Source organism: Candidatus Villigracilis sp., assembly GCF_057083605.1.
Genome location: NZ_JBXMTI010000021.1, coordinates 1 through 24,116 on the forward strand (window position 1 = coordinate 1; position 24,116 = coordinate 24,116).

At 48.2% G+C, this 24,116-nt stretch carries 24 protein-coding genes; 17 read left to right on the plus strand and 7 right to left on the minus strand.

Annotation, left to right across the window (positions count from 1 at the left end; all coding sequences use genetic code 11):
* Nucleotides 1–78 precede the first annotated feature (78 nt).
* The 5 genes from AC14M5_RS03965 to AC14M5_RS03985 all read left to right on the plus strand — a co-directional run bounded on the left by AC14M5_RS03965 (nucleotide 79) and on the right by AC14M5_RS03985 (nucleotide 4,635).
* Entirely contained in the window at nucleotides 79–891 is an 813-nt protein-coding gene (locus tag AC14M5_RS03965; protein ID WP_484028335.1) for a FeoB small GTPase domain-containing protein, read from the plus strand.
* A gap of 246 nt (nucleotides 892–1,137) precedes the next feature.
* Complete coding sequence (locus AC14M5_RS03970; protein ID WP_484028336.1) at nucleotides 1,138–2,526, plus strand: nucleoside recognition domain-containing protein; 1,389 nt, start codon at nucleotides 1,138–1,140, stop codon at nucleotides 2,524–2,526.
* A gap of 148 nt (nucleotides 2,527–2,674) precedes the next feature.
* On the plus strand, nucleotides 2,675–2,965 hold the full coding sequence (locus AC14M5_RS03975; protein ID WP_484028337.1) for an ArsR/SmtB family transcription factor: 291 nt from the start codon (nucleotides 2,675–2,677) through the stop codon (nucleotides 2,963–2,965).
* A 28-nt stretch (nucleotides 2,966–2,993) separates the two neighbouring features.
* Nucleotides 2,994–3,674, plus strand: a complete 681-nt coding sequence (locus AC14M5_RS03980; RefSeq protein WP_484028338.1) for a hypothetical protein — start codon at nucleotides 2,994–2,996, stop codon at nucleotides 3,672–3,674.
* Between the two features lie 13 nt (nucleotides 3,675–3,687).
* Nucleotides 3,688–4,635, plus strand: coding sequence for a cation diffusion facilitator family transporter (locus tag AC14M5_RS03985; protein ID WP_484028339.1), 948 nt, complete (start codon nucleotides 3,688–3,690; stop codon nucleotides 4,633–4,635).
* A 54-nt stretch (nucleotides 4,636–4,689) separates the two neighbouring features.
* On the opposite strand, the gene AC14M5_RS03990 is transcribed toward AC14M5_RS03985, so the two are convergent.
* Nucleotides 4,690–5,619, minus strand: coding sequence for an alpha/beta fold hydrolase (locus AC14M5_RS03990; protein ID WP_484028340.1), 930 nt, complete (start codon nucleotides 5,617–5,619; stop codon nucleotides 4,690–4,692).
* 223 nt (nucleotides 5,620–5,842) lie between these two features.
* Between AC14M5_RS03990 and AC14M5_RS03995 the strand changes: the two genes are divergently transcribed.
* The 6 genes from AC14M5_RS03995 to AC14M5_RS04020 all read left to right on the plus strand — a co-directional run bounded on the left by AC14M5_RS03995 (nucleotide 5,843) and on the right by AC14M5_RS04020 (nucleotide 10,106).
* The gene (locus AC14M5_RS03995) at nucleotides 5,843–6,442 is read left to right on the plus strand and encodes a TetR/AcrR family transcriptional regulator (protein ID WP_484028341.1); all 600 of its coding nucleotides are present in this window, start codon (nucleotides 5,843–5,845) and stop codon (nucleotides 6,440–6,442) included.
* Nucleotides 6,443–6,444: 2 nt separating this feature from the next.
* Complete coding sequence (locus tag AC14M5_RS04000; protein WP_484028342.1) at nucleotides 6,445–7,344, plus strand: ABC transporter ATP-binding protein; 900 nt, start codon at nucleotides 6,445–6,447, stop codon at nucleotides 7,342–7,344.
* Nucleotides 7,345–7,448: 104 nt separating this feature from the next.
* Nucleotides 7,449–8,237 (plus strand): ABC transporter permease, encoded by a 789-nt coding sequence (locus AC14M5_RS04005; RefSeq protein ID WP_484028343.1) that lies wholly within the window; start codon nucleotides 7,449–7,451, stop codon nucleotides 8,235–8,237.
* 3 nt (nucleotides 8,238–8,240) lie between these two features.
* Nucleotides 8,241–8,555, plus strand: coding sequence for an antibiotic biosynthesis monooxygenase family protein (locus tag AC14M5_RS04010; RefSeq protein ID WP_484028344.1), 315 nt, complete (start codon nucleotides 8,241–8,243; stop codon nucleotides 8,553–8,555).
* A 10-nt stretch (nucleotides 8,556–8,565) separates the two neighbouring features.
* A complete protein-coding gene (gene chrA / locus AC14M5_RS04015; RefSeq protein ID WP_484028345.1) occupies nucleotides 8,566–9,684 on the plus strand; it encodes a chromate efflux transporter in 1,119 nt (372 codons plus the stop codon).
* A gap of 8 nt (nucleotides 9,685–9,692) precedes the next feature.
* Entirely contained in the window at nucleotides 9,693–10,106 is a 414-nt protein-coding gene (locus AC14M5_RS04020) for an acyl-CoA thioesterase (protein WP_484028346.1), read from the plus strand.
* Between the two features lie 27 nt (nucleotides 10,107–10,133).
* Here the strand turns inward: AC14M5_RS04020 and AC14M5_RS04025 are convergent, their stop codons facing one another.
* Nucleotides 10,134–11,150, minus strand: coding sequence for an SH3 domain-containing protein (locus AC14M5_RS04025; protein ID WP_484028347.1), 1,017 nt, complete (start codon nucleotides 11,148–11,150; stop codon nucleotides 10,134–10,136).
* Between the two features lie 72 nt (nucleotides 11,151–11,222).
* A complete protein-coding gene (locus AC14M5_RS04030) occupies nucleotides 11,223–12,401 on the minus strand; it encodes a glycosyltransferase family 4 protein (RefSeq protein ID WP_484028348.1) in 1,179 nt (392 codons plus the stop codon).
* Nucleotides 12,402–12,518: 117 nt separating this feature from the next.
* Between AC14M5_RS04030 and AC14M5_RS04035 the strand changes: the two genes are divergently transcribed.
* Both AC14M5_RS04035 and AC14M5_RS04040 read left to right on the plus strand, forming a co-directional pair.
* Nucleotides 12,519–13,451 carry a hypothetical protein gene (locus tag AC14M5_RS04035; RefSeq protein WP_484028349.1) on the plus strand — a complete coding sequence of 311 codons (933 nt, stop codon included), beginning with the start codon at nucleotides 12,519–12,521 and terminating at the stop codon, nucleotides 13,449–13,451.
* Complete coding sequence (locus AC14M5_RS04040) at nucleotides 13,452–15,011, plus strand: hypothetical protein (RefSeq protein WP_484028350.1); 1,560 nt, start codon at nucleotides 13,452–13,454, stop codon at nucleotides 15,009–15,011.
* A 94-nt stretch (nucleotides 15,012–15,105) separates the two neighbouring features.
* Here the strand turns inward: AC14M5_RS04040 and AC14M5_RS04045 are convergent, their stop codons facing one another.
* From AC14M5_RS04045 to AC14M5_RS04060, 4 genes are all read right to left on the minus strand, one after another.
* Entirely contained in the window at nucleotides 15,106–15,900 is a 795-nt protein-coding gene (locus AC14M5_RS04045; RefSeq protein ID WP_484028351.1) for an Ig-like domain-containing protein, read from the minus strand.
* 31 nt (nucleotides 15,901–15,931) lie between these two features.
* A complete protein-coding gene (locus tag AC14M5_RS04050; RefSeq protein ID WP_484028352.1) occupies nucleotides 15,932–18,400 on the minus strand; it encodes a hypothetical protein in 2,469 nt (822 codons plus the stop codon).
* 263 nt (nucleotides 18,401–18,663) lie between these two features.
* On the minus strand, nucleotides 18,664–19,077 hold the full coding sequence (locus AC14M5_RS04055; protein WP_484028353.1) for a hypothetical protein: 414 nt from the start codon (nucleotides 19,075–19,077) through the stop codon (nucleotides 18,664–18,666).
* Nucleotides 19,078–19,170: 93 nt separating this feature from the next.
* Nucleotides 19,171–19,890 carry an alanyl-tRNA editing protein gene (locus AC14M5_RS04060; RefSeq protein ID WP_484028354.1) on the minus strand — a complete coding sequence of 240 codons (720 nt, stop codon included), beginning with the start codon at nucleotides 19,888–19,890 and terminating at the stop codon, nucleotides 19,171–19,173.
* A 179-nt stretch (nucleotides 19,891–20,069) separates the two neighbouring features.
* On the opposite strand from AC14M5_RS04060, the gene AC14M5_RS04065 reads away from it, so the two are divergent.
* From AC14M5_RS04065 to AC14M5_RS04080, 4 genes are read left to right on the plus strand one after another with little or no spacing between them, the layout of a single operon-like run.
* The gene (locus AC14M5_RS04065) at nucleotides 20,070–20,999 is read left to right on the plus strand and encodes an ABC transporter ATP-binding protein (protein ID WP_484028355.1); all 930 of its coding nucleotides are present in this window, start codon (nucleotides 20,070–20,072) and stop codon (nucleotides 20,997–20,999) included.
* A gap of 9 nt (nucleotides 21,000–21,008) precedes the next feature.
* The gene (locus tag AC14M5_RS04070; RefSeq protein ID WP_484028356.1) at nucleotides 21,009–21,752 is read left to right on the plus strand and encodes an ABC transporter permease; all 744 of its coding nucleotides are present in this window, start codon (nucleotides 21,009–21,011) and stop codon (nucleotides 21,750–21,752) included.
* Entirely contained in the window at nucleotides 21,752–23,353 is a 1,602-nt protein-coding gene (locus AC14M5_RS04075; protein ID WP_484028357.1) for a GldG family protein, read from the plus strand. Before AC14M5_RS04070 ends, AC14M5_RS04075 begins: the two co-directional genes overlap by 1 nt.
* Before the next feature lie 3 nt (nucleotides 23,354–23,356).
* A complete protein-coding gene (locus tag AC14M5_RS04080) occupies nucleotides 23,357–24,061 on the plus strand; it encodes a DUF4340 domain-containing protein (protein ID WP_484028358.1) in 705 nt (234 codons plus the stop codon).
* The last annotated feature ends 55 nt before the right edge of the window (nucleotides 24,062–24,116 follow it).

Sequence of the window (24,116 nt, forward strand, 5' to 3'; positions counted from 1 at the left end):
GTCACAGATTTGGGTTAGAACCGTTTAACGTTGAAACGTTTGAACGTTTGCACGTTCAAACAAAAGAGGACTGAAATTATGTCAAATACAAAAGTAGCACTCCCCACCGAGCATTGCGAAACCTGCCCTGCATTTACACAATTGGAGCAGATGGGAATCAAGGTCGGAGATTTTGACCGCGTAGTTGCATTGGCTGGAAATCCCAACACGGGAAAATCCACACTATTCAATGCTTTGACTGGATTGAAGCAGCACACAGGCAACTGGCCCGGCAAAACCGTGACCCGCGCCGAAGGTGGATTTGAATTCAACAAGCTGCGCTACAAATTAGTTGACCTGCCCGGGACTTATTCATTACTCTCCGCTTCACAAGATGAGGAAGTGGCGCGAGATTTTATTTTGTTTGGGCAACCAAGCTGCACAATTGTTGTGACCGACGCAACCTCATTGGAAAGAAATTTAAATCTTGTTTTACAGGTTATGGAAATCACCGAGCATGTTGTGGTAGCGATCAATTTAATGGATGAAGCAAAGCGAAAAGGACTCGAAGTGGACGCGCGTTCATTAAGCCGCGACCTGGGAGTCCCTGCGATTGCGCTCACCGCGCGGACTGGTGAAGGAATTCATACTTTACTAGGTGCAGTCGCGGATGTGATCGAAGGCAAAATAGTTACCAAACCTTTGCGCGTGGGTGGCACCCCCGAATTCCAAAAAGCTGTCAGCGAACTCGTGCCAATGATCGAGCAGATAGCGCCTGGGATTCCAAACGCACGCTGGCTTGCAATCCGTTTATTGGATGGTGATGCACGCGTGCAGAAAGCCCTCTCTTCAGGTGAACTCTCTGACATTGTCTCACGTCAACAAGGCGAAGATGTGCCTAATTGTCATTGATTACTGTCTGCGTTTATCTCGACGCGAGAAGATGTCGGTTGAGGGTAGGCAGTGATGAATCTTCGTCTTGAGCGGAGTGACGAGCACTCTCCGAGGAACACAGTCGAAGGACAGTATTGCTTGTAAAAAGTAATTGTCTGAATCCCTGTCCTTCGACTACGCCGCACAAAGACAAGTGCGTGCGGCTCCGCTCACATTGTCCCGATGCAGTTTCGGGAGGACGTAGACATAAATAGGAAAAATAACATGGAAGCAAATGATATTTTAGCAAAAGCAGAATCATTACGAAACAATCTTTCTACAGGATTTCGCGATGAGATCGTGAAATCACTTTATTCAGAAGCGGAGCAAATCGCGAGACGCGCAGTCAAAGCTGCTTCGGATAAAAAGTATGACCTCGATCAAAGAATAGATCGTCTGGTCACGTCTCCATATACAGGACTGCCGATAATGCTGATTCTGCTAAGCATTATCATCTGGCTCACGGTTTCAGGCGCGAATGTTTTATCAAACGCAATCGCGGTTGTATTATTTGCCGTCGGTGACTGGGGTCGCGCACTCTTCACTCAAATTGGATTGCCGTGGTGGATCACAGGTTTTATTTGGGATGGTGTGTATCTTGGCCTGGCGTGGGTCGTCAGCGTAATGCTGCCACCGATGATGATCTTCTTCCCAGCCTTCACGTTTTTAGAAGACCTCGGTTATCTTCCGCGTGTAGCATTTAATCTCGACTGGATGTTCAAGAAGACAGGCGCGCATGGAAAACAATCTTTAACAATGGCAATGGGATTTGGATGCAACGCGGCAGGCGTGATCGCGACTCGCGTGATCGACTCTCCGCGCGAAAGGCTGATCGCGATCCTCACGAATAACTTTGTCCCATGCAATGGGCGTTTCCCGACTTTAATTATGCTTGCTACTGTTTTCGTGGCAGCCTCCTTCCCTCCAGCTTTGACCTCCTTCATCGCCGCTGGGACAGTTGTTGGCGTGGTATTGATCGGTGTTGCATTCACCTTCCTCGCCTCGTGGATATTATCCAAAACCGTATTGAAAGGCGAAGCATCCGCATTCACTTTGGAGCTACCTCCCTATCGTAGACCAAACGTCAGTCGCATTTTATACACATCCATTATTGACCGCACCATCTTTGTACTATGGCGCGCCATGCAGACCGCCGCTCCTGCGGGCGCGATCATTTGGATACTTGCGAATATTTCAGTTGGCGATTCAAATTTAGCACGCGCGATTGCAGATTGGTTAAATCCATTTGGGTTATTGCTTGGCTTAGACGGCGTTATTCTTTTGGCATACATCATTGCTATTCCTGCAAATGAGATCGTCGTCCCAACCATGATGATGGTCTACATAGGTGCAGGCATGATGATCAACGGGCCGTCATCGAACAACGCAATTTTTGACCTGCTCGTGAACGGCAACGGCTGGACCATACTCACAGCAGTCAACTTGATGCTGTTCGCGCTGTTACATAACCCATGCGCCACAACAATCATGACAATTTACAAAGAAACCAAGTCGTTGAAGTGGGCCACCTTGAGCGTTGTAATGACTTTGGGCACAGCATTTTTAGTGACCTTTATAACAGCAAGCATCGCAAGGCTGTTGGGCTGGGCATAGCTTATAAAAGCGACTGTTACAGATAGGGCTGAAGCAGCCGTCCTCGGCGGCTTTTACATGTCAGACAAATGCTATGCGCGCAAGCCCAACTTGACAACCTTTTTATTCCGCGATAATATATGAATACTTGCTCATATATTCACGCATCATGAAACTTACCGAACTCAAAGCCATCCAACTAGCCGAACTCTTTAGCGCCCTTAGTGACGCCAGCCGCGTGCGAATTATCTCACTGCTCATCGAAGGCGAGATGAGTGTCAGTTATCTGGCGGAAGGACTCAAAATGACCGAGTCTGCCGTTTCGCACCAGTTACGTGGGCTGAGGCAGATGCATCTCGTCCGCGCGCGGAAATCAGGCAGGCAGGTTTTTTATTCCATCGATGATGACCATGTTTCACGTCTATTCGCACTCGGGCTGGATCACGTACAACATGGCTAATTGAATACCACTCAAATCAGGAGAACTCATGAAATCGAATTTACGCGCATGGCTATTGATCGCATTCTTAAGCAGCATTCTATATGGATGCGGCCCCGCCGAAAATCGCTCCTTTGCAGGAATATGGACAGCTAATATCGGCAATGTTAGCTTCACACAAAACGGGACCGAGGTCGTGGGGGTAATCGAAGGCTATGGTGGTGTCTGGCACGAGACCTTCTCAGGAACTATCAACGAAAATGGCGAGGCAGTTTTTGATACGGAAGTGCTTGGCGCTTTTACCCTCTTCCTTGATGGTGATATGTTCAAATCAAAATCTAGTGAAATTTCGTTCTGCGGCATCCGTTCTAACGTGACGAATGAACTTCCCAGTGGCTGTGGATTTAGTGGCAAGTGGATTGTCCCTTCAAAATTTGTATATTTGCCAGGCAGCTATATGATTTTGAAGCAGGTTGAAGACCAGGTAACAGGTGACTTATACGATGGGAATGATAACATTTACGATTCCTTCGTGGGCACAGTCTACTGGGGTAAAGGATGGAGGGCCAACGGATCAACACAAGAACGCGGTGAACTCACACTGGGTATTAACAGCGCAGAAACGGGCTTTGAATTCTTGGCCGGGAATCAGCCCAATCAGCAGCAGTTGTGCGCCGTCCGCGAAGGGCAACCAAGCGCCTATCTCGGAAGTTACACCTGCACCCCTTAAGGAAGCGAGCCATATGTCTGGCAGTTACACTCATACTCACATCGGCGATCTAGCCAATCAAACCACAAAACGCCTCGCGCTCTCGCTCGGGTTAACAGCCGCTTTTGTTGTGGTTGAGATTATTGCGGGAATTTTTGGCAACAGCCTGGCCCTACTGACCGATGCGGCACATAATTTCACCGATGTGATCGCACTGGGACTAAGTTGGTATGCACTGAAAGTTGCCGCGCAGCCTGCACATGCTGGCAAAACTTTCGGCTATCACCGTGTGGGGATTTTAGTTGCGCTGGTGAATTCGACAACGCTGGTTTTGATTTCATTGGGGATTTTCTACGAAGCATATCACCGCTTCCTCTCCCCGCCCGAAGTTGATTCAGCGATACTGATCGGAGTCGGCACTTTGGCCTTCCTCATCAACGCTGGTACTGCATGGCTGGTCAAAAGCGGAAGTGAGCACGATTTAAACCTGCGCAGCACGTTTTTACATTTGATGGGTGATGTATTATCGACAATAGGCGCGGTCATTGCAGGCATCCTTATCGCCTTCACAAATTGGAACTGGCTTGATCCATTCGTGAGTGTGTTGATCGGTGTATTCATTTTGTGGAACGCGTGGGGAATTCTGCGCCAGTCCATTCACATTTTGTTGGAAAGCACCCCAAAAAATGTGGACATGAAAGATATGTTGGACAACCTGCTAAAAGTAGACGGCGTGCTAGGCATCCATGATTTACATGTATGGAGCATCAGCGAAAATTTACAAATGCTGTCTGCCCACATCGTTACAGATAATTTGTCAACCAGCTCCAGTATGCTTATACAGCAAGACATAAACGAGATCCTTGCACATAAATACAACATCCATCACGCCACCTTACAGATGGAGTGTGAGGGGTGCGGATACGGCCTGCTGTATTGCGATTTTGATGAAAGAAGACACCAACATCGAATTGAAACATAAAATACCTGCCCTGAAAAGATAAATTTCAGGGCAGGTATTTTTTAAAGCTAAAGTCTATTCAAGAGGTCTGCCAAAGAATTCCGCGAGTATTTCAGTGTATTCGGATGGATGGTTCAAATACGGGAAGTGCCCAACGCCTGAAAGGGTCTGCACTTCGGCAGAGGGATAAATCGCTTTCAGTTGTTCGCGCAAGGCCAATTCCACCAAAGGATCATTATCTGCATCAACGATCAGCACGGGGATGTTAAGCACATTCAAATCTGGCGACTCGAACTTTTCGACCACGCAGTGGAAGCGCCCCACCACCTGGGCCTTACTCATGCGTCCGTAACTGATCTCATTCAAGAACGCTAGAGTCAATTCATCATTTCCTGAAGCTGGATAAACGCTGCTTGCAAAACTTCCGCGCAGGACATCGATTACCAACCACTCAGGCAGAAATGGCAATGCCGCGCCAATCGTCTTATTCTTTTCAGCGATCAGATCATTTGGGGGAAACGTGTTCGAGAAAACAGCACGCAGGATTCGGTCCGGGCGATGCGCCACCAGGTACTGGGCAAAATATCCGCCAAGCGACGTCCCCACTACGTTGAATTTATCCACGCCTTCCGCATCCACTATGGATAGTACACCTGCCTCCATCTCAGCCAGAGTATCCACCGCAGGATACGTCACCGAGATAACGCGATAATTCGCTTGAAGTGTTTCCAACTGATGCCACCAGATATCATATGCACCCGTCATCCCATGCAGAAAAAGAATTGTTTCCTCCCCATCCCCCATTGATACGTACTCCCAACTCGTTCCATCGACGTCAATTGTCTTTGGAATATTCGCAGAACGAAACGCAGACAAAGACTCTACTTCAGCCGCGTCTGCTTTGGCATAGACCTCGGCAAACAGAACGCTCGGTACCGGATACAAATACACCCCCGCGATCAATATAACCAACAACACAACAAACCATTTTAGTTTTGCACGCATATCATCCTCCGAGCGCCAATTATATAATACCCACGGTCACACACCTGCCCTGGCGGGCAGTGCCAGGGAATTGCGCTTTCCACCTTCAGAAAAAGCGTAATTTGTGACCGAGTGCGGTATACACAGGCGGTTTTGTCTATCAGCATCTTGACACCCAGGTGGACATAAGTATAATCTTCTCTGTGACTATTCATATATTTTTAGTCACAGAGAAGGAGAGTTCATGCCAAAAGCATTTTCAGAACGCGAGAAAGAAACCATCCGTGCACAGATGCGGGAGAAGGGTAAAAAACTCTTCGAGAAACATGGGCTCAAAAAGACAAGCGTGGATGCACTGACCGAAGCCGCTGGAATATCCAAAGGCGCGTTCTACCTGTTTTATGAATCCAAGGAAGAACTATTTCTCGAAGTTTTGGAAAAGATCGAAAAGGAAATTCAAACTTCCATCCTTGAATTCAGCCTCAAGCCCAAAGCGGATGCGCGAAAAAATGTCAGCGAGATGCTCAAGGGATTTCTGGTCACTTGGGATGACTATCCCCTGTTGAAGAATTTCAACAAATCTGATTTTGATTATCTGGCACGCAAAATTCCTGTGCAACGTATTCAGCAACATGCGCAAAGCGACACAGAATTCACAGATAACTTTATCAAAAAGATCAAACGTGAAGGCATCGCTGTCAAGGCGTCGCCGCGAGTGGTGAGCAACCTGATCAAAAGTTTATTTTTCATCGGACTGCATCGTGAAGACCTGGGCGAGGATGCTTACGAAGAGTCGATTAACGTAATGATCGACCTCGTCGCAGGGTATGTGGTTGGAGAGTAACAATGACTTACGCAATTGAAACAAACAACTTATCAAAATATTATGGTGATGTACGTGCTTTACATCAAGTCAGCCTAAGGGTAAAGCGTGGAGAAATATATGGTTTTCTTGGTCTAAATGGCGCGGGCAAAACCACCACCATCCGCGCGCTTTTGGGGATGATTCGCCCGGGCGAAGGAAATGTCAAAGTGCTGAGTCAGGTCATCGGTCCGCATGGAAGCGGGCCTTGGGCGCAAGTGGGTCACCTTGTTGAGAGTCCAGCCGCTTACCCTGATCTATCCGTCCGCGAAAACTTAGATGTCGCGCGACGATTACATGGAATCAAAAATCCAAAAGTTGTGGATGAGGTGATGGAAAAACTTGTCATCGCCTCCTACGCAGACCGTAAAGCTGGCACGCTTTCGAGCGGAAATTTCCAACGCCTTGGGCTGGCGCGCGCCCTACTGCATAACCCTGAGTTATTGATTTTGGACGAACCGAGCAATGGGCTTGACCCTGCTGGCATTGTTGAAATTCGTGAGCTATTGATCTCACTGGCACGCGAAAACGGGACAACGATTTTTATGTCGAGCCATATTCTGACCGAAGTAAATCTGCTCGCAGATCGGATCGGGATCATTCACAAAGGTCAACTCATCGAGGAACTTGATGCGCTGCGTCTGGAAGAACTTCGCGCAAAGCAACTCATCATTAACGCGCGCGATTTGAATAAAGCTCGTGAGGCACTTGCAAGTTTTGACGTGATTGATTTGGAAGATGGACGACTCGCATTGAAAGATACCCGCGCCATTGAATCGCCAGAGACAATCGCAACGATTTTAGTAAATGCTGGTGCACCACCCACGCATCTTGCTGTCGAGCAGGAAAATTTGGAAGAATATTTTTTGAGATTGACAAAATAATATGTCGTTGCGAGGCGATGCACTTCCGCCGAAGCAATCTCCTCCGCGATGAGGAGATTGCTTCAGGCTAACGCCTTCGCAATGACATGAGAACAGGAATAACCATGAACAACTTCTTATCTGCCCTCTGGGCTGAAACCCTCAAAGCACGCCGCTCGAAAGTGCCGCTATTTACCACGTTGGGATTCTCCATCGCGCCGTTGATCGGCGGCTTGATGATGATCATTTTGAAGGATCCTGAGGCCGCAAAGTCTATGGGCTTGATCAGCACGAAGGCTCAACTTGTGGCAGGTGTGGCTGATTGGCCAACCTTCTTCAGCATTCTCGCGCAAGCCATCGCCGTTGGAGGAGGGATTCTATTTGCCATCATCACCATCTGGGTTTTTGGTCGCGAGTTCTCAGATCGCACCGCAAAAGAATTACTGGCATTGCCTACCTCACGAGAAACAATCGTCACTGCAAAGTTCGTCCTTATCGCAGTATGGACAATGGCATTGAGCATATACATCTTTGGGCTTGGGCTCGTGGTCGGCGACCTTGTCGGTATTCCCGGCTGGTCTGAGGAACTTGTCCGAACCGCATCTGTGGACGCTCTTGGCTCCGCCGTGCTGACGATTGCATTACTGCCCTTCGTGGCACTTTTCGCGAGTCTTGGACGCGGTTACCTACCAGCATTAGGGTGGATGATTTTCACCATGGTACTGGCGCAGGTTGCAGCGATTACAGGCTGGGGTGATTGGTTTCCATGGTCAGTTGCGGCGCTATTTAGCGGAGCGGTGGGGCCACGCGCAGGTCTATTGGAAATGCATAGCTATATCATTGTGACAGTTACCAGCATCCTTGGCCTGGCTGCCACATTCTACTGGTGGCGCAACGCAGACCAGACGAGGTAAACAATGTATGTCATTATCTGGAAGTTTCATGTAAAAGCGGATTGCATTACAGAGTTTGAAAAACTTTATAACGCAGACGGCGCATGGGTTGACTTATTTAAAAAGAATGACAGCTATCTCGGTATAGAACTCCTTCGCAATAAGGAAAGCCCCGATCACTATCTAACTATTGATCGATGGACTTCCCTCGAAGCTTATGAAGAATTCAAAAAAGTTTGGCAAACAGAATATGAAGCTCTCGATGCAGAGTGTGATGAATTAACTACACAGGAAGCTTTATTGGGGAACTACGAGGAGATAACAAACAACATGCGGTAAACTTGCGTGCATGTCGAATCTCGCCGAAGTTGCCGCACTCTTCCTTAAACTTGGGTTCACAGCCTTCGGCGGGCCTGCCGCACACATCGGTATTATGCACAATGAGGTAGTCGTCCGCCGTAAATGGCTAAGCGACGAAAATTTTTTAGATTTGCTTGGCGCAACCAATTTAATCCCAGGGCCAAACTCAACTGAAATGGCAATCCACATTGGCTACCTGCGGGCAGGCTTTCTCGGCTTGCTTGTGGGTGGTTTTTGTTTTGTTGCGCCAGCCACGTTGATCGTTCTTGCCTTATCCTGGTTATATGTTCGATATGGAACCACGCCGCAACTTGAATGGCTGATGTATGGAATCAAACCCGTTGTCATTGCCATCATCGCACAAGCCTTGTGGACACTTGGAAGCAAAGCCTTCAAAAATAAATTGGCAGTCACGGTTGGCATCACCGTTTTTATGCTTTATTTTTTCAGGTTGAATGAAATCGCGTTGCTGCTCGGAGGAGGGCTAGTTATCATGCTCATCACAAACTATCAACGACTTAACAAGATCAACTCCGCCATCTTGATTCCGTTCGGCAGCACGCTTCTGGCACAAACCACCCCATTCAGCCTTTCAACTTTATTTCTGACCTTTCTCAAAATTGGTTCTGTTTTGTATGGAAGCGGTTATGTCTTGCTGGCATTTCTTCGCAACGATTTTGTTTTACGTCTCGGCTGGCTCACTGACCAACAACTGATCGACGCCATCGCCATCGGGCAGGTTACGCCAGGTCCGCTTTTCACTGCCGCAACTTTTATCGGCTATATCCTCGGCGGCACATCGGGCGCACTGCTCGCCACGCTTGGGATATTTCTTCCCTCATTTATTTTCGTTTTGATATCGAACCCGCTAATTCCCAAAATCCGCAACTCGACTTGGATGAGCGGCCTGCTGGATGGAGTCAACGCCTCTTCTCTTGGACTGATGGCTGCTGTCACTTTTCAACTGGCATTCTCCTCGCTGACAGATTTTCCCGCCGCTGCAATTGCGCTTGTTTCCCTGTTCCTGCTCCTGCGCTATAAAATCAACTCAACCTGGCTGATCGCAGGCGGTGCATTGACCGGCCTCATCATTTCATTGATTCGGTAAAATACAATATGCCTATCTCCCTCACCTACTCCAAATTTATCACCATTCCAAAATCTGCCATCGACGAAAACGGCCACGTAAACAACGTGGCCTACGTGCAATGGATGCAGGATATTGCCGTTGAACATTACGCGTCAATTGGCGGCATCCAAGCTCAGGAATCAGATGCAACCTGGGTTGTACGTGAACACAAAATCGAATATCTTTTGCCTGCGTTTGAAAATGAGGAAATTGAGATAAAAACATGGGTGGAGAATATCCGCCGTGTTCGGTCACTGAGAAAGTATGAGTTCGTCAGAAAAAGCGATGGGAAAATTTTAGTGAAAGGTGAAACCGATTGGGTATTTGTGGATATAAAGACAGGCAGCCCACGCGCCGTGACGGAAGATGTAATCAAAATCTTCAAGCAACTGCATGATTGAACGAGAAAAAGTACAAGTGCCTGGTGATCAACCCTGGGGTGTTGGCGCGAGATCAATTGCAGGCAGCAAGTCAAAATAATATCGGAAATAGGGTTGATATCCGGCAGAAAACTCAACTGGAGCTATAAAGTAAGAACTAATCCAATTGCCCCCAAAAACCTCATACTTGCTGTCATTTTGATCTTTTGATATTCTCAGCCACTGGTCATCCCCGGAACGCCCGTCCATTATCACGCAATCCTGAACTGTTAACGTCCCAACTTCCCTGCAACCGCTGCTTGGACAGGTTCTAACATTCAAGCCGTATCGGTTGGTAACACAATACAACCCATTTTGCACACTCTCAGGAACATAAACTCTTAATTTTTCAAAATCGATGGGGCGAAACTGATCCGCAATCACCCAACCGAGTTCATGTTCGGAATAATCGCTGTTGTCTTGATTTGGCGCAATCCGTAGCCAGGTATTATCCGGCATTCGAAAATCGAACATCAGGCAATCCGGGTTGCTGAGGTTGTTTAGATTCTCAAGAATGGAGTGAACCGGAGAACTTGTGTTTGGGCCCGTCCTAACCATCACGCTGTAAAAATTGGCGCAAAACAACTCGGTTAATGATTGTACTGAAGATGTTGCGGTCGGAATGAGTGGAGCCGGAGTCGGCGTTTTATTTTCGGACGAAGCCGTGGTTAATGTTTGGGAGGCTATTATCGTGGCAGCTGGGTTGGAAGGAAAAGAAGCCTGTTCTGTCGCATCGGCTTCAATTGTCAACTGGGCCAATTGAGTCTGGAGAAATGAAAAAGTTGGGTCGGCATTCGCCGCATTCTCCCCATCTTTTGCAGCAGTGCCCGGAGGGAAATATTGCAAAATGAATCCCCCAATAATAAACAAGGTTCCCACAACAGCCAACTGGATCGACTGTTTGGAGGTCAGTTGAATTTTCACCTTCTCTAATGCAATATTCTTGATAATAGCCAGAAGCACCATTCCCCCTCCGAGCAGCAATGCAATGGCAGGGAAACCAGCCTCTTTGATAAAGTCAATCATCTGAGTGCTACTCCTTTTGTGAATTATAAGCCCGAATAATGAGGGAATGATTTCTGAGAGTTTATTATTTACTCATGGCACCTTTTGCGATGCCAACAACTTCGCATACACCTTTACAAGCTTCTTCTGTGACTCGTGCCAAGTAAATTTCGTCAATGCGCGTTCAGATGCAGAATCGGCGAGGCGTTTCGAGAGTTCAAAATCATTCAACAGAGCAAGTGTTTGGCGGGCAAGGTCTTCAGGGTCATTTGGCGAAAACAAAAGCGCATCCACATCCTCGCGGACGAGTTCACGCACAATCGGCATATTCGAGGCCAAGAGCGGACGTCCCGCCGCCATGTACTCCAGCACTTTAATAGGACAGGCCCCCTGCGTAACATTCCTATCATTTAGCCCAAGTGGTGCAACACAAACATCCGCTGTTGCAATCAGGCCGGGGATTTCGTGATGCGGCACAGCAGGCTGCACGATCACATGTTCTTCCATGCCTAATTTTCTGATTTGCTTGGCAATCATCTTGCGTTGACGTGACCGTCCGCGCCCCACAATTTGGAGTCGAACAGGATGCTGTTCAAGTATCTTTGACAATGCTTTGATCACAATATCCAAACCCTGCCAATCGGCCAGCGTGCCGATATATAGCAATACTGGTACACGTTCCTCGCGCGAAGGCAAGGGGGAGGAAGAAAAATCCGAAGAGCTGACTCCGTTCGGGATGACAGTCACCAGCTTGCGGTTAAGTCCGAGCGAGGCGATGTAGTCGCGAGTCACACGGGAGGGGCAAATGATCGCGTCACTCAAATGCAAAGTCGCAATTTCCTGTTCTTTTATCTTTGAGAGTAGTTCGGAATCCAAACCAGGATAATGATATTTAAGCTCGATGGAAGGCAATCCATTTACTTCAAAAAGTGTTTTGTAACCATATCGTTTTTTATTCTGGGCAACCTGAAACCCATCCCAAATATTTCGATAATGAACCACGTCATAGTCTGGATGAATGGCAAGATGCGAGGCAACTGCCTTGCCAAAATGAACCGCGCGCGCCAGAAAATTTTGAGAAAGGTCCTGCGAAATGCGGGTGACCTGCGTGCCATCAATAGTATCTTCGGTGGGTAGAAGTCCGTCGTTGGGCGTGATAAGATGGACATCAAATTGGCTATTGACCAACCCGCGAATATTATGCAAAATATGTGTGGAAGCGCCCTTGGGACTTGGTACAATATCGAAAGCTGTGTAGAGGATTTTTGGCATCGCCTGAATTATATCGCTTGTCTCATAAGCTGGTATTTTTTAGCGGAAACCACGGGTAAAAATCGTAATTTCGGCCTGGTAAATTTTGCGAAACTTTGTGAGTCACTGGAGGAATGAATGGTAGCTGTTTGTGGGATCATCTTCGTTATTGTTTTGCTGTTCTTCTACTTGTTGAATACAGCGCGCAAAAAAACACCGGCGCCAAGCGCAACGGGCAAAAAGGATTTCACTCCGGTCTATGTTTCCATTGCGGATAAACCCGATTCGATTATGCGGGGTATGGATAAATTTGTAGCCGAAGTTCAAAAGACAGAATCTGCCGGTGACAAATGGCGCTGGATTCCGATGATCATTTTTCTAGTCGGCGTAGGCCTCACAGCGATTGATGGTTTGTTGTTCCTGCTCGGATACGTTTCATTCATCTTTACAGCAGGGGCGGTCTTTTTATGGATCGCAGCATTTATCATGGCGCGCAAGTTGCGAAAAAGTGACTCGCACGATTTTTCTCCGCGCTATTATGGCACAAAGGAAATCCTGCATACGCTTCGTGACGACCTAAAGCCTGGCTCTACATTTTTGGGTCATCTCGACCTGACAGGTGCGATGCTTCAAACCAAAGTGGCGCGCGAAACGCAAGACACGCAAAAGCGCACCACCCAGTATTTCAGCGACCCGTGGTTGTCCCTAAAGGCAAAATTATATGATGGCAATGTCCTGCGTGTTTCCGCCATTCAAAAATCCAAGAAACGCAAAAGCTATACCAAGCGCAGCCGCATCAGCGGAAAATACAAGTTGAAGCCTGAAAAATTCAAAGGCTCGGAACAGGAATTGAAGGTCCGCATCGTGGTCAACCCGGCGGCTTATGAGATCAAAACCTCCCCCAACTTCAAGCGCGGGCAAAACATTGGCAAATACACAGTGGCTGAGTTAAACACAGAAGGCGGCATGATCAACATCCTTGCCACGTCACCGTTTGAAGATATAGAACAGGAACACATCCTCGGTTTTCTAAAATCTGCTTATTCTCTCTTACAACGAAAGGCTGCATAAATGAGTCGCAAAATTATTCCCTTTATTGTCGCGTTCGTACTTTCCTGCCTCGTCATGGTTGTGGCAGGCGTATTCGCTTTCAGCGGCTCGGTGGCGGCTGAAAAATTCGGAAGCACTTCCATTTGGACCCAGCCCTACTCAACTGCTGAATCCATGAAGGTCATAGACATCAGCGGTGATGGGCAGGATGATCTTTTCATTCAGAACACAAGCGACGTTTCAAGTTATGATGCCAGCGGCAACATCATGTGGACACTTCCCTATTCATCGCCCAAAACAACCCTTGGCGATGTCAATGGCGACAACGTGGAAGATATTGTTGTATATTACGTCGGCACAGGCATGTCCGTGGATGTGATTTCAAGAGGACAAGTGACGACCCTGGCACAGACTCTTAGTGTTGGCTTCCCCTCGCGTGTAGCAGTCATTCGCTTCTCTTCTGGACCTCAAATTGTTCTGGGCGATAACTCGGGCGGGATCCTATCTTTGGGCTTGGATGGCAACCCACTCTGGAGCGGAAGCGTCGGCTCGGCAGAAATCCGCGGTATGGATGATGCACGGATCAATGGTCAAGTCCACGTTGCGATTGCATCGAATGATGGCACAATTGTCATATACGACTCACAAGGCGGCGTTGTGTGGCAGACCAGTCAGGAACAACTCCGCCGTATGCGCGCCTTCGACTTAAATGGAGATGGCAATAGCGAAGTTATCACAGGCGGTGAGTACGGTGCATTTAAAATTTATAATGCAGTCGATGGGAGCATCCTATTTGAAAAATCCCTTGGGCAGGCCATTAGCGAAGTACGCGAAGTGGAATTGAACGGCGACCCATCCTCGCGCGAGATGGTAGTCGGCGGGAAAGATGGCGGCATCTGGGCCTTCTCATTTGATGGCGCAACCGCTATACAATTATGGACGAGTTCGCTCTCTGATAAGGTTACTGAAATCTCAGGCTTGGATATCAACGAAGATGGCAAACAGGAAGCAGTCATCGGCGACGATCAGGGGAACGTGGCCGTCTTTACAGAAAATGGCACACGCAACAATCTGCCTAAACATTCCAGCGGCATCACCCGCGTGGACATTGGAAAGCTCGGTAATGATCGCTACGTGGTCATTGCAGACTACAACGAAGTGCAGGTCAATAAAGTTAACTTCAGTTCCATCCCTGGCTTCCAATACACGCCTCTTATTGTGGGCCTGATCGTTTCTGCGGTCATTCTCATCATCGCGGCAATCCTCGCGTCCATTCCTCCAAAGCCTGAAATGAAAGTCTCATTCCAGGACAAGAGCAAGGAATCATTGGAAGCCGAACGCCGCATGTTGAAAGAATCCATTGCAGATGTGGAGCGCCTACGCAAATCCGGTGAGATGAGTGGTGATGCCTATCTCGCCCGCCTCAAGCGCCTGCGCGCAGACCTTGCTGAAAACGAGGCCGCATACAAGTCGGCTGGTCATCCTATCAAAGTGGAGACCTTCAAATGCCCGAACTGCGGCGGCACCCTCGAACTCGGCATGGACAAATGTGAGTATTGCGGACAGGTAATCCTTTCGTAACGCGGGATAAGTATAAGTAATTTACAAAAACAAGAAGATGAAAACGCGCTCCATATGCGGAGCGCGTTTTTTATTGCAGTTATGAGTTTAATTCTTACGGTGTACATGCTCCACCCGGCTGAGCATTTTCCGGGCACGGCACAGTGCAAACCGGCTGTTGATTTGGATCAAACACAAAGCAGCCTTCCTGGGGAGTTTGCGTGGGCTCTGGCGGAATTGGAGTCGGCGGACCCTGGACGAACGGCACATTACCAAGGTTGCCATTTGCGTTTCCAGTTGTGCCTGATACCCAGCAAAGAGTTCCATTTGGCAGGCGCACCAACCACCAACTACTATCTTCATTCTTTCCTTCAATAGGTACGCTATCGCCAGCAAAGGCAGCACCTATCTCGTTGAATACCTGATTGGGCCCGACCCTGCAATTTGCGTTTTTGGTCAATTCAAATATAGGGGCCGACAAGGGGGTTAGAGTCAAAGCAGGCAGCGTTGCCGTAAGCGCAAGTGGCGTTTCGGCTGGTGTCTCGCCAATAGTCACATGCACTAGGGCTTGCGGCCCCCAGCCCCCTGAAGCACTCAAGGCACGGACGGAAATAACATAATCACCGGGGGCAGTAGGATTCCACATCTGCCTTGCTGTGGATAGTGAACCTGAACTGCCAGCTATGGTGGCGAGAACTGCTCCGTTTATGCTGAACTCAAATTGTGAAATCCCTGAGGGGTCATCGGCATGGGCTACGATCTCATAGGGGGCAAGTGGCAGTTGCGTACCATCCAGGGGTGCATCTACCCAGGCTTGTGGATCTCCGACAGAATCCGATTGGGGCCCACAGGCAGATATTGACCAGACGAATACAGATATTAACAAAATTACATGCCATTGTTTATGCATATTAGACCTCATTCGACCATCAAAGCGTTGATTATTTCGAAAGGTCAAAATAAGTGACTTCCAAAACAAACCATTTATATCTTGACCAGCAAACATCGTTGTTCTCTGGAAAGCCTTCATCCCGGCCAGTGAGCACAAACCCCAGGTTGGGAGAGCCCGCCACCCAATCGCGGACTGCTTCCGTAACATCAACTGTATGGGTAAAGCCGGAGAAACCGTATCTTGTCAGTGTGCGGTAGGGATCAAACGATTCCACACCGCCGGTGCTTATGCCCGTTGTGATGTTGAGGCTATCTGCGCAGGATTGACCGCCAGTGCTATAGGTTCCGGGTTCATCAGAGATAGTTTTGCCTTGTACATACTTCATGATCGCTTTGGAGACCGGCCCCTTCACCGCGCTCAAATCGAATAAGATGCTGCCGCGATAATATGTGTCATATAAGTCGAGGCAGTCATTTTCAATCTGATGTTCAAAACCAACGGCAACTTGATCGGAGGTCAAGCCTTCAAGAGCGGCTTTGGCCAGCCCCACGCCACAACCGCTATCCTCGACCAATTTTTCGGTCCAATCGGTGAAATATGAAATTTCGTTTTCCGAATGCGGCGTGGCTGGTATGCTTACAGAGACGAGCGCCGCACTGCCTCCCGCCGTTAATGGATAATGATTGCTATCGCCAGAGACATGGATATTACGAAAGGCGCGTACAAAGTAAACGGGCAGTTTCAAACTGGACTCCGCGGGTTGGATCAGAACTTTTTGCGCAGGGTCGTTGATGGTTTTGATCAATACAGGCTTCCCGCCGGGGTAGTATTTGTAAACATAATAACCGTCAACTGCGGTTGCCTCTTCCACCGTGGCATCGTCGATTGGGAAAAGCGGCGCACGCCATTCCCAGACCAATATAATATTCCCATTTTCAAGCGCAGACTTGCAGAATAATGGCCCAAAAAATCCCTGCATGGCGAGTGGAAAATGGCTGATACACACATCGACATTACTGGTGGCTTCTAAATTTTCAGGAGGGCGTACGATAACTTTCTTTTTGATATCCATTAGAACCGGGTCCGGGTGAGAACCAATCGCCAATAAATCCGCTGTGATCGAAAATTGATCCCCTCGCAAATTTACCTGGACAGGTGATGGCTCTATTTCAGATTCGCCGCTGCCGAGAAAGATCAAGCTGCCGCCACTCCAACCCCAACATTCTACAGACAATGAGGTCCCCGATGATAGCCGAAGGGTGGAAAGTTGCGAGCTCAAATTGAAAGTATTGTTCAATGGATAGAAGAAAGTATTTGGGTCGGCAGGCAGGCGCGACCAGTCATCCCTTTGAAGCGAATAGTAGCAATACGCCTTCTCTGCGGGAACATCCAGAGTCAGATCAACCGAACTCAATCTAAATTCTCCAGCGCCGGGCTCAATGCAACTGGTGTCGGAAAAATCAACATTCATAAAACCATCCGCTGATTCACCCGAGGCATTAAATGCAGCAGCATAATACTGATATTTTCCAAACAGGTTCACATCTGTATATTCAATGAATTTATCTCCACTGTGCGGACCAAAGGTAGCTATCCGTTTGAAGGCTGTTGAAGTGGGATCCAACCTGTATAGATAGAAACCCAGTTCATTTTTGGAGTTATCGCGGATATAAAACGCGACGTCACATCTTTCCTTGAATCGGAAGAGAGTCGGCGCGGCAGGAGGGTCATCCCTCAGAAAAGTTCGTGAAAAAACATTAAGCTCTAGCCACAAAGCGACCTTGTTAATTGCAGGAGCAGGTGGTTCAGAATCAGCACTTCGTTCTATGTCGGGGGAATTTTCTTCTGTCAGGTTTTGATCTATCAGCTCGAAATTAGGAATAAGGGGAATCAAAACTGGTTTATCAGGAGGTAATGGGTCTTCAAGGTCCGCGATTTCCGGGTTTGTGACCCCAAGCAAAATAGGCGAAACGCCAAATTTTTGTGCGATCCCTGATAACGATTCGGCGTCTTGCGGGATATAAGGCGTTGTGTCTGAAACAGCAGCCAGATCGATCACGTTCACATGAACCACATTCGATGCTGCATTCCAATATTTATTCTTCCCCCGCATTGCAAGAGTATGTATTCCAGCTTCGGATGCTTCCCAGGGAATCCACAAGGTATACGCGTAGCGTCCCTTATCCAATGCTGGGGATTCACCATCCAACTCATCTACAAGAGTCCCATCCACCCACAATTCATAATGATCATTCGTAAGTTCTGCTACGGATTCTTCACTCAACCCCGAGGGCAACCCTGATGTATACGTGTCCACCCTGATGTTGACATGATCGTCCAGGAAAATTGTCGCATCGTCATATGGTTCTGCGATTGTTATGTCAAACACTGACGAAGGTGGAAGTTGAGCATCCACACCGGGTATGAAGTATATCCCTACCGCAATAAACGCAGCGGCAATGGCGATCAAAATTAATGCACCGACTATTATGCGGGATCCACCTGCGGACCTAAACATCCGAGCCTCCAATCATGCAAAGTAAACAGCAATGGAAACGTACAGATATGTTTTTACAAGTCTTTATAGCACGATGGAAAAACAAAACATATAGGAGATAGGTACTCCAACATGGAGCTGTCCATTAGGAATTGTTCTTCGCTTTTCCAGGCCGTCATCTTATCCAGAGTGGAGCGTTCGTCGTCTGTCAAATGCGCCTTGGGTATTATATAAACAAAAAGCGGCCACCTTTTCGGTGACCGCTTAATGCCAACAAATGTTTCTTATTGAACTGTGAAATTAACTGTACTAACCAATACGCCGTTGAAAAGAACATCAACCTTATAACTTCCCACGGGCCATTGACCTTCTGGAGGCGGAAAGTAAAAATAAATTGTGCCATTGAAGGTTTCTTCGTCAACTGAGATCTCTGCGGTGTCGATCAGGAAGTTCGGCTCTACATCCACCACATCCACTGCATACCAGTTGGATGTGACCAAGTTGCCTTGCACGCCGTTGCTCAGGTCACTTACAACATAAATAGTGTCGGTTGCGCCAAAAACGGATGCGGGCTGGGTGCCATCTTGATCTTTGGCAGTACGAACATTGCTTAGGGTCGGCTCACCAAGCGCACATGCCAATGTGGATACGATCAAAGCGGCTATAGCCAACAGGATGGAAAGTTTTTTAGATTTCATTGGTACATTCTCCTTTTATTCTCTAATTGAAAGATTAATCATTTCGGAGGCATTATACAACGGCATATAACGAAAACCACTCCCCAATTGGAGCTATTCAATTTCAATATAAATCCTTTTATTGATCGCACCTTTGCTTTTGTAATCAACCACCCTGACCCTGCCAACTTCATTTGTGTTGGCTACGTGCGTGCCGCCATCGGCTTGCAGATCGAGGCCGACAATTTCAACCGTACGAACTTGCATTATCCCCTCGGGGAGAAGGTTGATCTTCGTGCGGATCAAGTCCGGGATCTGGAAAGCTTCCTCTCGCGGCAATATCCTGACTTTAATATCGCGTCCTTTTTGGACCTCGAGGTTGACCGCTGTTTCGATATCACGTACCAACTCTCCGCGCATGGTTTCAAATTCAAAATCCATTCGGCCTTTGAGCGGGTCCATATCTCCGCCTGTCACTTTGGCACCATAATCACGGAAGACTGTTCCACAGAGGATGTGCAAAGCGGTATGGGTGCGCATTAACTGATGTCGCCGTGCCCAGTCCAAAGTCCCATGTGCAGCGGAACTGGAGGCAGGTAAAGGCTCAGTTCTACCGAGAAAGTGCAAAACGTCATCACCTTGTTTCTTCACCTTTTCTACAGGGTAAGTCACGCCGTTAACTTCCAAGGTTCCAAAGTCACAGGGTTGGCCGCCTCCACCGGGGTAAAAAGCGGAACGGTCAAGCACAACGGCGCGAGTTTCTGCATCCACCGAGGTAATGATCCCAGAAAACTCTTTGAGATAAGCATCGGTTTGATAAAGAAGTTCTGTCATGCGTCAATTATAGCTGAGGAAAATGAAGATTAGTGTTGGATTAGAAGTTATTTACCCGCTTGACTTTGCGACTCTACATATTGTATAGTAATCAACGGCACTAATGAAGGCACCGCCCACGGGCTGTGTCTTTTGTTTGCTAATAACTTATTTCATAAATCGTTTTGCAAGGAGAGGCAATGATCAAAGTCAGCGGGCTCACGAAGGATTATGGCGCGCGCCGCGCCGTTCACAATCTGAGTTTTGACGCTCAACAGGGTGAAATCGTGGGCTTCCTCGGCCCCAATGGCGCAGGAAAAACCACAACCATGAGAATATTAGCCGGATATATGCCACCCACAGATGGCGAAGCAATTGTAGCTGGTTATGACGTTGTGGAGGAATCACTAGAGGTACGCAAGCGTGTGGGGTATTTACCCGAAACTGTTCCGCTTTATACCGATATGGTAGTGTTTGATTATTTGAAATTCATGGGCGACTTACGCCACATTCCAAATATCAGTGATCGTGTAGATGAAGTATTGGACTTGGTCGGCTTGGGTGACCGTGCCAATGGATACATTGGAAATCTTTCAAAGGGTATGCGCCAGAGAGTTGGCCTTGCCCAGGCACTGCTGCACAGACCTGAGGTGTTGATCCTCGACGAACCAACCATTGGCCTTGACCCCGGCCAGGTTGTGGAAGTGCGTGAATTGATCCGCGAGATTGGCAAGGAACGCACTGTTTTGCTTTCCACACACATTTTGCATGAAGCGCAAAACATCTGTGATCGTGTACTTATTATCAACAAAGGCAAGATCGTTGCGGAAGATACCACCGAGAACCTGCAAGCCCGCCTGATCGGTGCAGAACGCGTGATTGTGCGCGTGCGCGGTGAAGCTGATGAACTTGCCGATACCATCAAACTGGTTAAAGGTGTGCGCGGCGTTGAAACCAAGGATGACGGCGCTGTGGAATTTGAATTTGCCTCAGGCAAAGATTTGCGCCCGGAAGTTGCCAAGCAGGTCATCAAATCTGGTTACGACCTGCTTGAATTACGTCCGCTTGGCATGAGCCTTGAGGAAATCTTCCTCGAACTCACTGGCTCTGACAACAATAAGAAGAAATAGGAGGAATTCATGAAAAACATATGGACTATCGCAAAACGCGAATACGATAATTACTTCAATAGTCCCTTGGCGTTCGTGGTGGCCTTTGCCATCCTTTTGCCGTTGGGAATTTATTTTTCCTTGATCATGTGGGTCAGCGCAGAGCAGGCTTTTTACGGTGGCGGCGCTCCTGAGAGCACCCCCATCAACTGGCTCTTCGTCTTTTTGATGATCTTCCTCAGCCCGGCACTCACCATGCGATTACTCTCCGACGAAGCTCGTATGGGAACACTTGAACTTTTGCTCACCGCTCCCGTACGTGACTTTGAGCTGGTTGCGGGCAAATGGCTCGGCGCCATGCTGTTTGTGTTATCGCTTGCCCTGCTCACCCTGATTTATCCAATCATCATGAACAACTTCGTATCACCCGGTATCGACTGGATGGTAATTCTTTCATCCTATATCGGTTTGATTCTAGTTTGCTCGGCATTACTTGCGCTTGGCACAGGTATATCAGCGGTCTTCACTAATCAATTCGCGGCATTCTTCACCACGCTTGGCCTGTTCTTCTTCTTATGGTTCATGATCAGTTTGCCTGCCAGTTATTTGCAGGAAGGCGGCGAGGTACTTAACTATCTCAGCCTCTCCACACATTATTCCCAGTCCCTCAATGTGGGTACGATCAATCTGGGAGACATCGCATATTACATAAGCCTGACAGCGTTGGGCTTGTTCGTTGGCACAACAGCAATTGAAATTCGGAGATGGCGATAATGGCCGGCAAAAAGAAAAACCCCTACGCAAAATATGCCTTCATTGGGCTGATCGTTGCTTTGATCGCATGCATTACCGCAGGCTTGATCGGCACGGCAAATGTCATGCTTGCGATGAAGATGTTCACTCTAGACGTTGAAGTCACCGATATACTCACACTGGTTTTACAGATCAGCCTTGGCCTGCTGGTCATTGGATTGGCAGCTTACGCGATGATGTCGCCAGACACGATCCGCCGCTTCATCTCAGGGCGCCAGGCTCGTTACGGCTCAAATTCCTTGATCCAGACTCTGGCAGTGCTCGGCATCCTCTTTGCAGCAAACTACCTTGTTTATAACAATCCCAAGTCCTGGGATCTGACAGAGGATAAGTCCAACACACTGGCTCCTGAAACCATGCAAATCCTGGCTACCTTGCCTGGCAAGGTGACTGCTACTGCTTTCTACACTGCCAGCCTGGATTCTTCCAGCGCAGATGAACTCCTGCTGAAATTTAAATCGAATAGCAAAGGCAAGTTTGAATATCGCTTTGTTGATCCCGACCTTGACCCGGCATCCGCACGTGATGCCGGCATCACAGGAGACGGAAAGATATTACTCCAAATGGGAGAGACAAAAGAAATTGCATCCTTTGCTTCTGAGCAGGAACTGGCCCGTAGCATGATCCGTCTCATTAGCCCGGAAGCCAGAAAGGTCTATTTCCTGCAGGGTCATGGTGAACCCAGTCTCGAATCTGGCGGCGAATTTAGTTACTCCACCGCGAAGAGCACATTGGAATCTAAAAATTACACAGTAGAAACTCTCAACCTGCTCACCACCCACAGCATTCCCGATGATGCGCTTGCCATTATCATCGCTGGGCCAACGAAACCAGTCAGCGCTCAGGAAGTATCCCTGCTCAAAAAATATGTAAATGAAGGCGGCTCGCTGGTTGTCTTGGAAGACCCACGCTTCTTTACGGAATTTGAAGATGCGCCTGATCCTCTGGCTAATTACTTAACTACAGAATGGGGCATCACCTTAAATGACGATATCGTGATTGACCTAGTCAACACTCAAAACCCATTCCAGGCAGTCTCATCACAATACAACAGTCACCCGATCACCCAAAACCTGACGGAGAAATATATCGTCATCCTGCCACAGGCACGCAGTATCAGCATCGCTGATGGTGACGAAACCAAAGTTATCACTCCGCTCATCAGCACCACAGATCAATCCTGGGGCGAATCGGAATTGGTAGCAGAGGAGGCTCCAACCTTCGACGAAACTGCCGATACTCCCGGTCCGCTAAACCTGGGAGCAGCTGGTGAAAACACTGAAACAAAAGGACGCGTAGTTGTATTCGGTAATTCATTATTCGCAACCGATGAAGTCTTTGATGCATACGGCAACGGCAACATGTTCGTCAACTCAGTGGATTGGGCCGCCGAGCAGGAAGACCTGCTTAATCTCACAACCCGTACAGCCACAGAACGCACATTCCTTCCGCCGACACAAGGAAGATTCCTGATCCTTTTGATCGTCGCGATCATCGTGATACCAGGTATGGTTGTGTTCTCCGGTGTTTCATCATGGCTTGCACGCCGCAAGAGAGGTTAGAGAATGGCCCGTAAAACGACAAGCACAAAAAAATCAACGCCGCGAAAAACAAAGGAAGCGCCGGTTATCAAACCCCAAAAACCCGTTTTCCGAACAGGTACATGGATCACGCTTCTATTATTAGTTATCCTGGTTGGCTTCACTTATTATCTTAATCAAAAAGAAGCCAATGCAGAACCTACCGCAACACCTGCCGCTGAAGAAGCTTTTCTCTTTGGCGAAGAAGATGGCGAAGTTGTTAGCATCGAGATCATTCCATTAGATGGAGAAGCCGTAAAGCTGGCGCGCAACGACGAAAACGCCTGGACAGTGCTACTGCCCATTGAACTCGAAGCAGATCAAGGGTTGGTTGAAGCGGCTGTTACCCAAATCGCAGCGCTGAGCATCGTCGGCGAAGTCGATGCCGATCCTAGCATCCTTGGCCTTGATGAGCCAGCTTATTTCATCACGATTGAATTTGCTGATGGTACAAAACATACTCTTGAAGTTGGTGATAATACTCCCACCAACAGCGGCTACTACGTTCGTGTGGATAAGAAAAGAATAGTGATATTGACATTAAGCGGAATCGACTCATTGACGACTCTCGCACAGTTTCCTCCGTACCTGAATACACCGACACCCTCCCCGCTTCCACCCACGGCGACGCCTGTCTCGCCAACCGAGGCAATTTCCACTCCTGAGGCAACCGCAACCTCCACACCCTAAGGGGTTATATTAGGGGATGATGAATTTTCACACGGCTGCCTGGCGCGATGCGCCA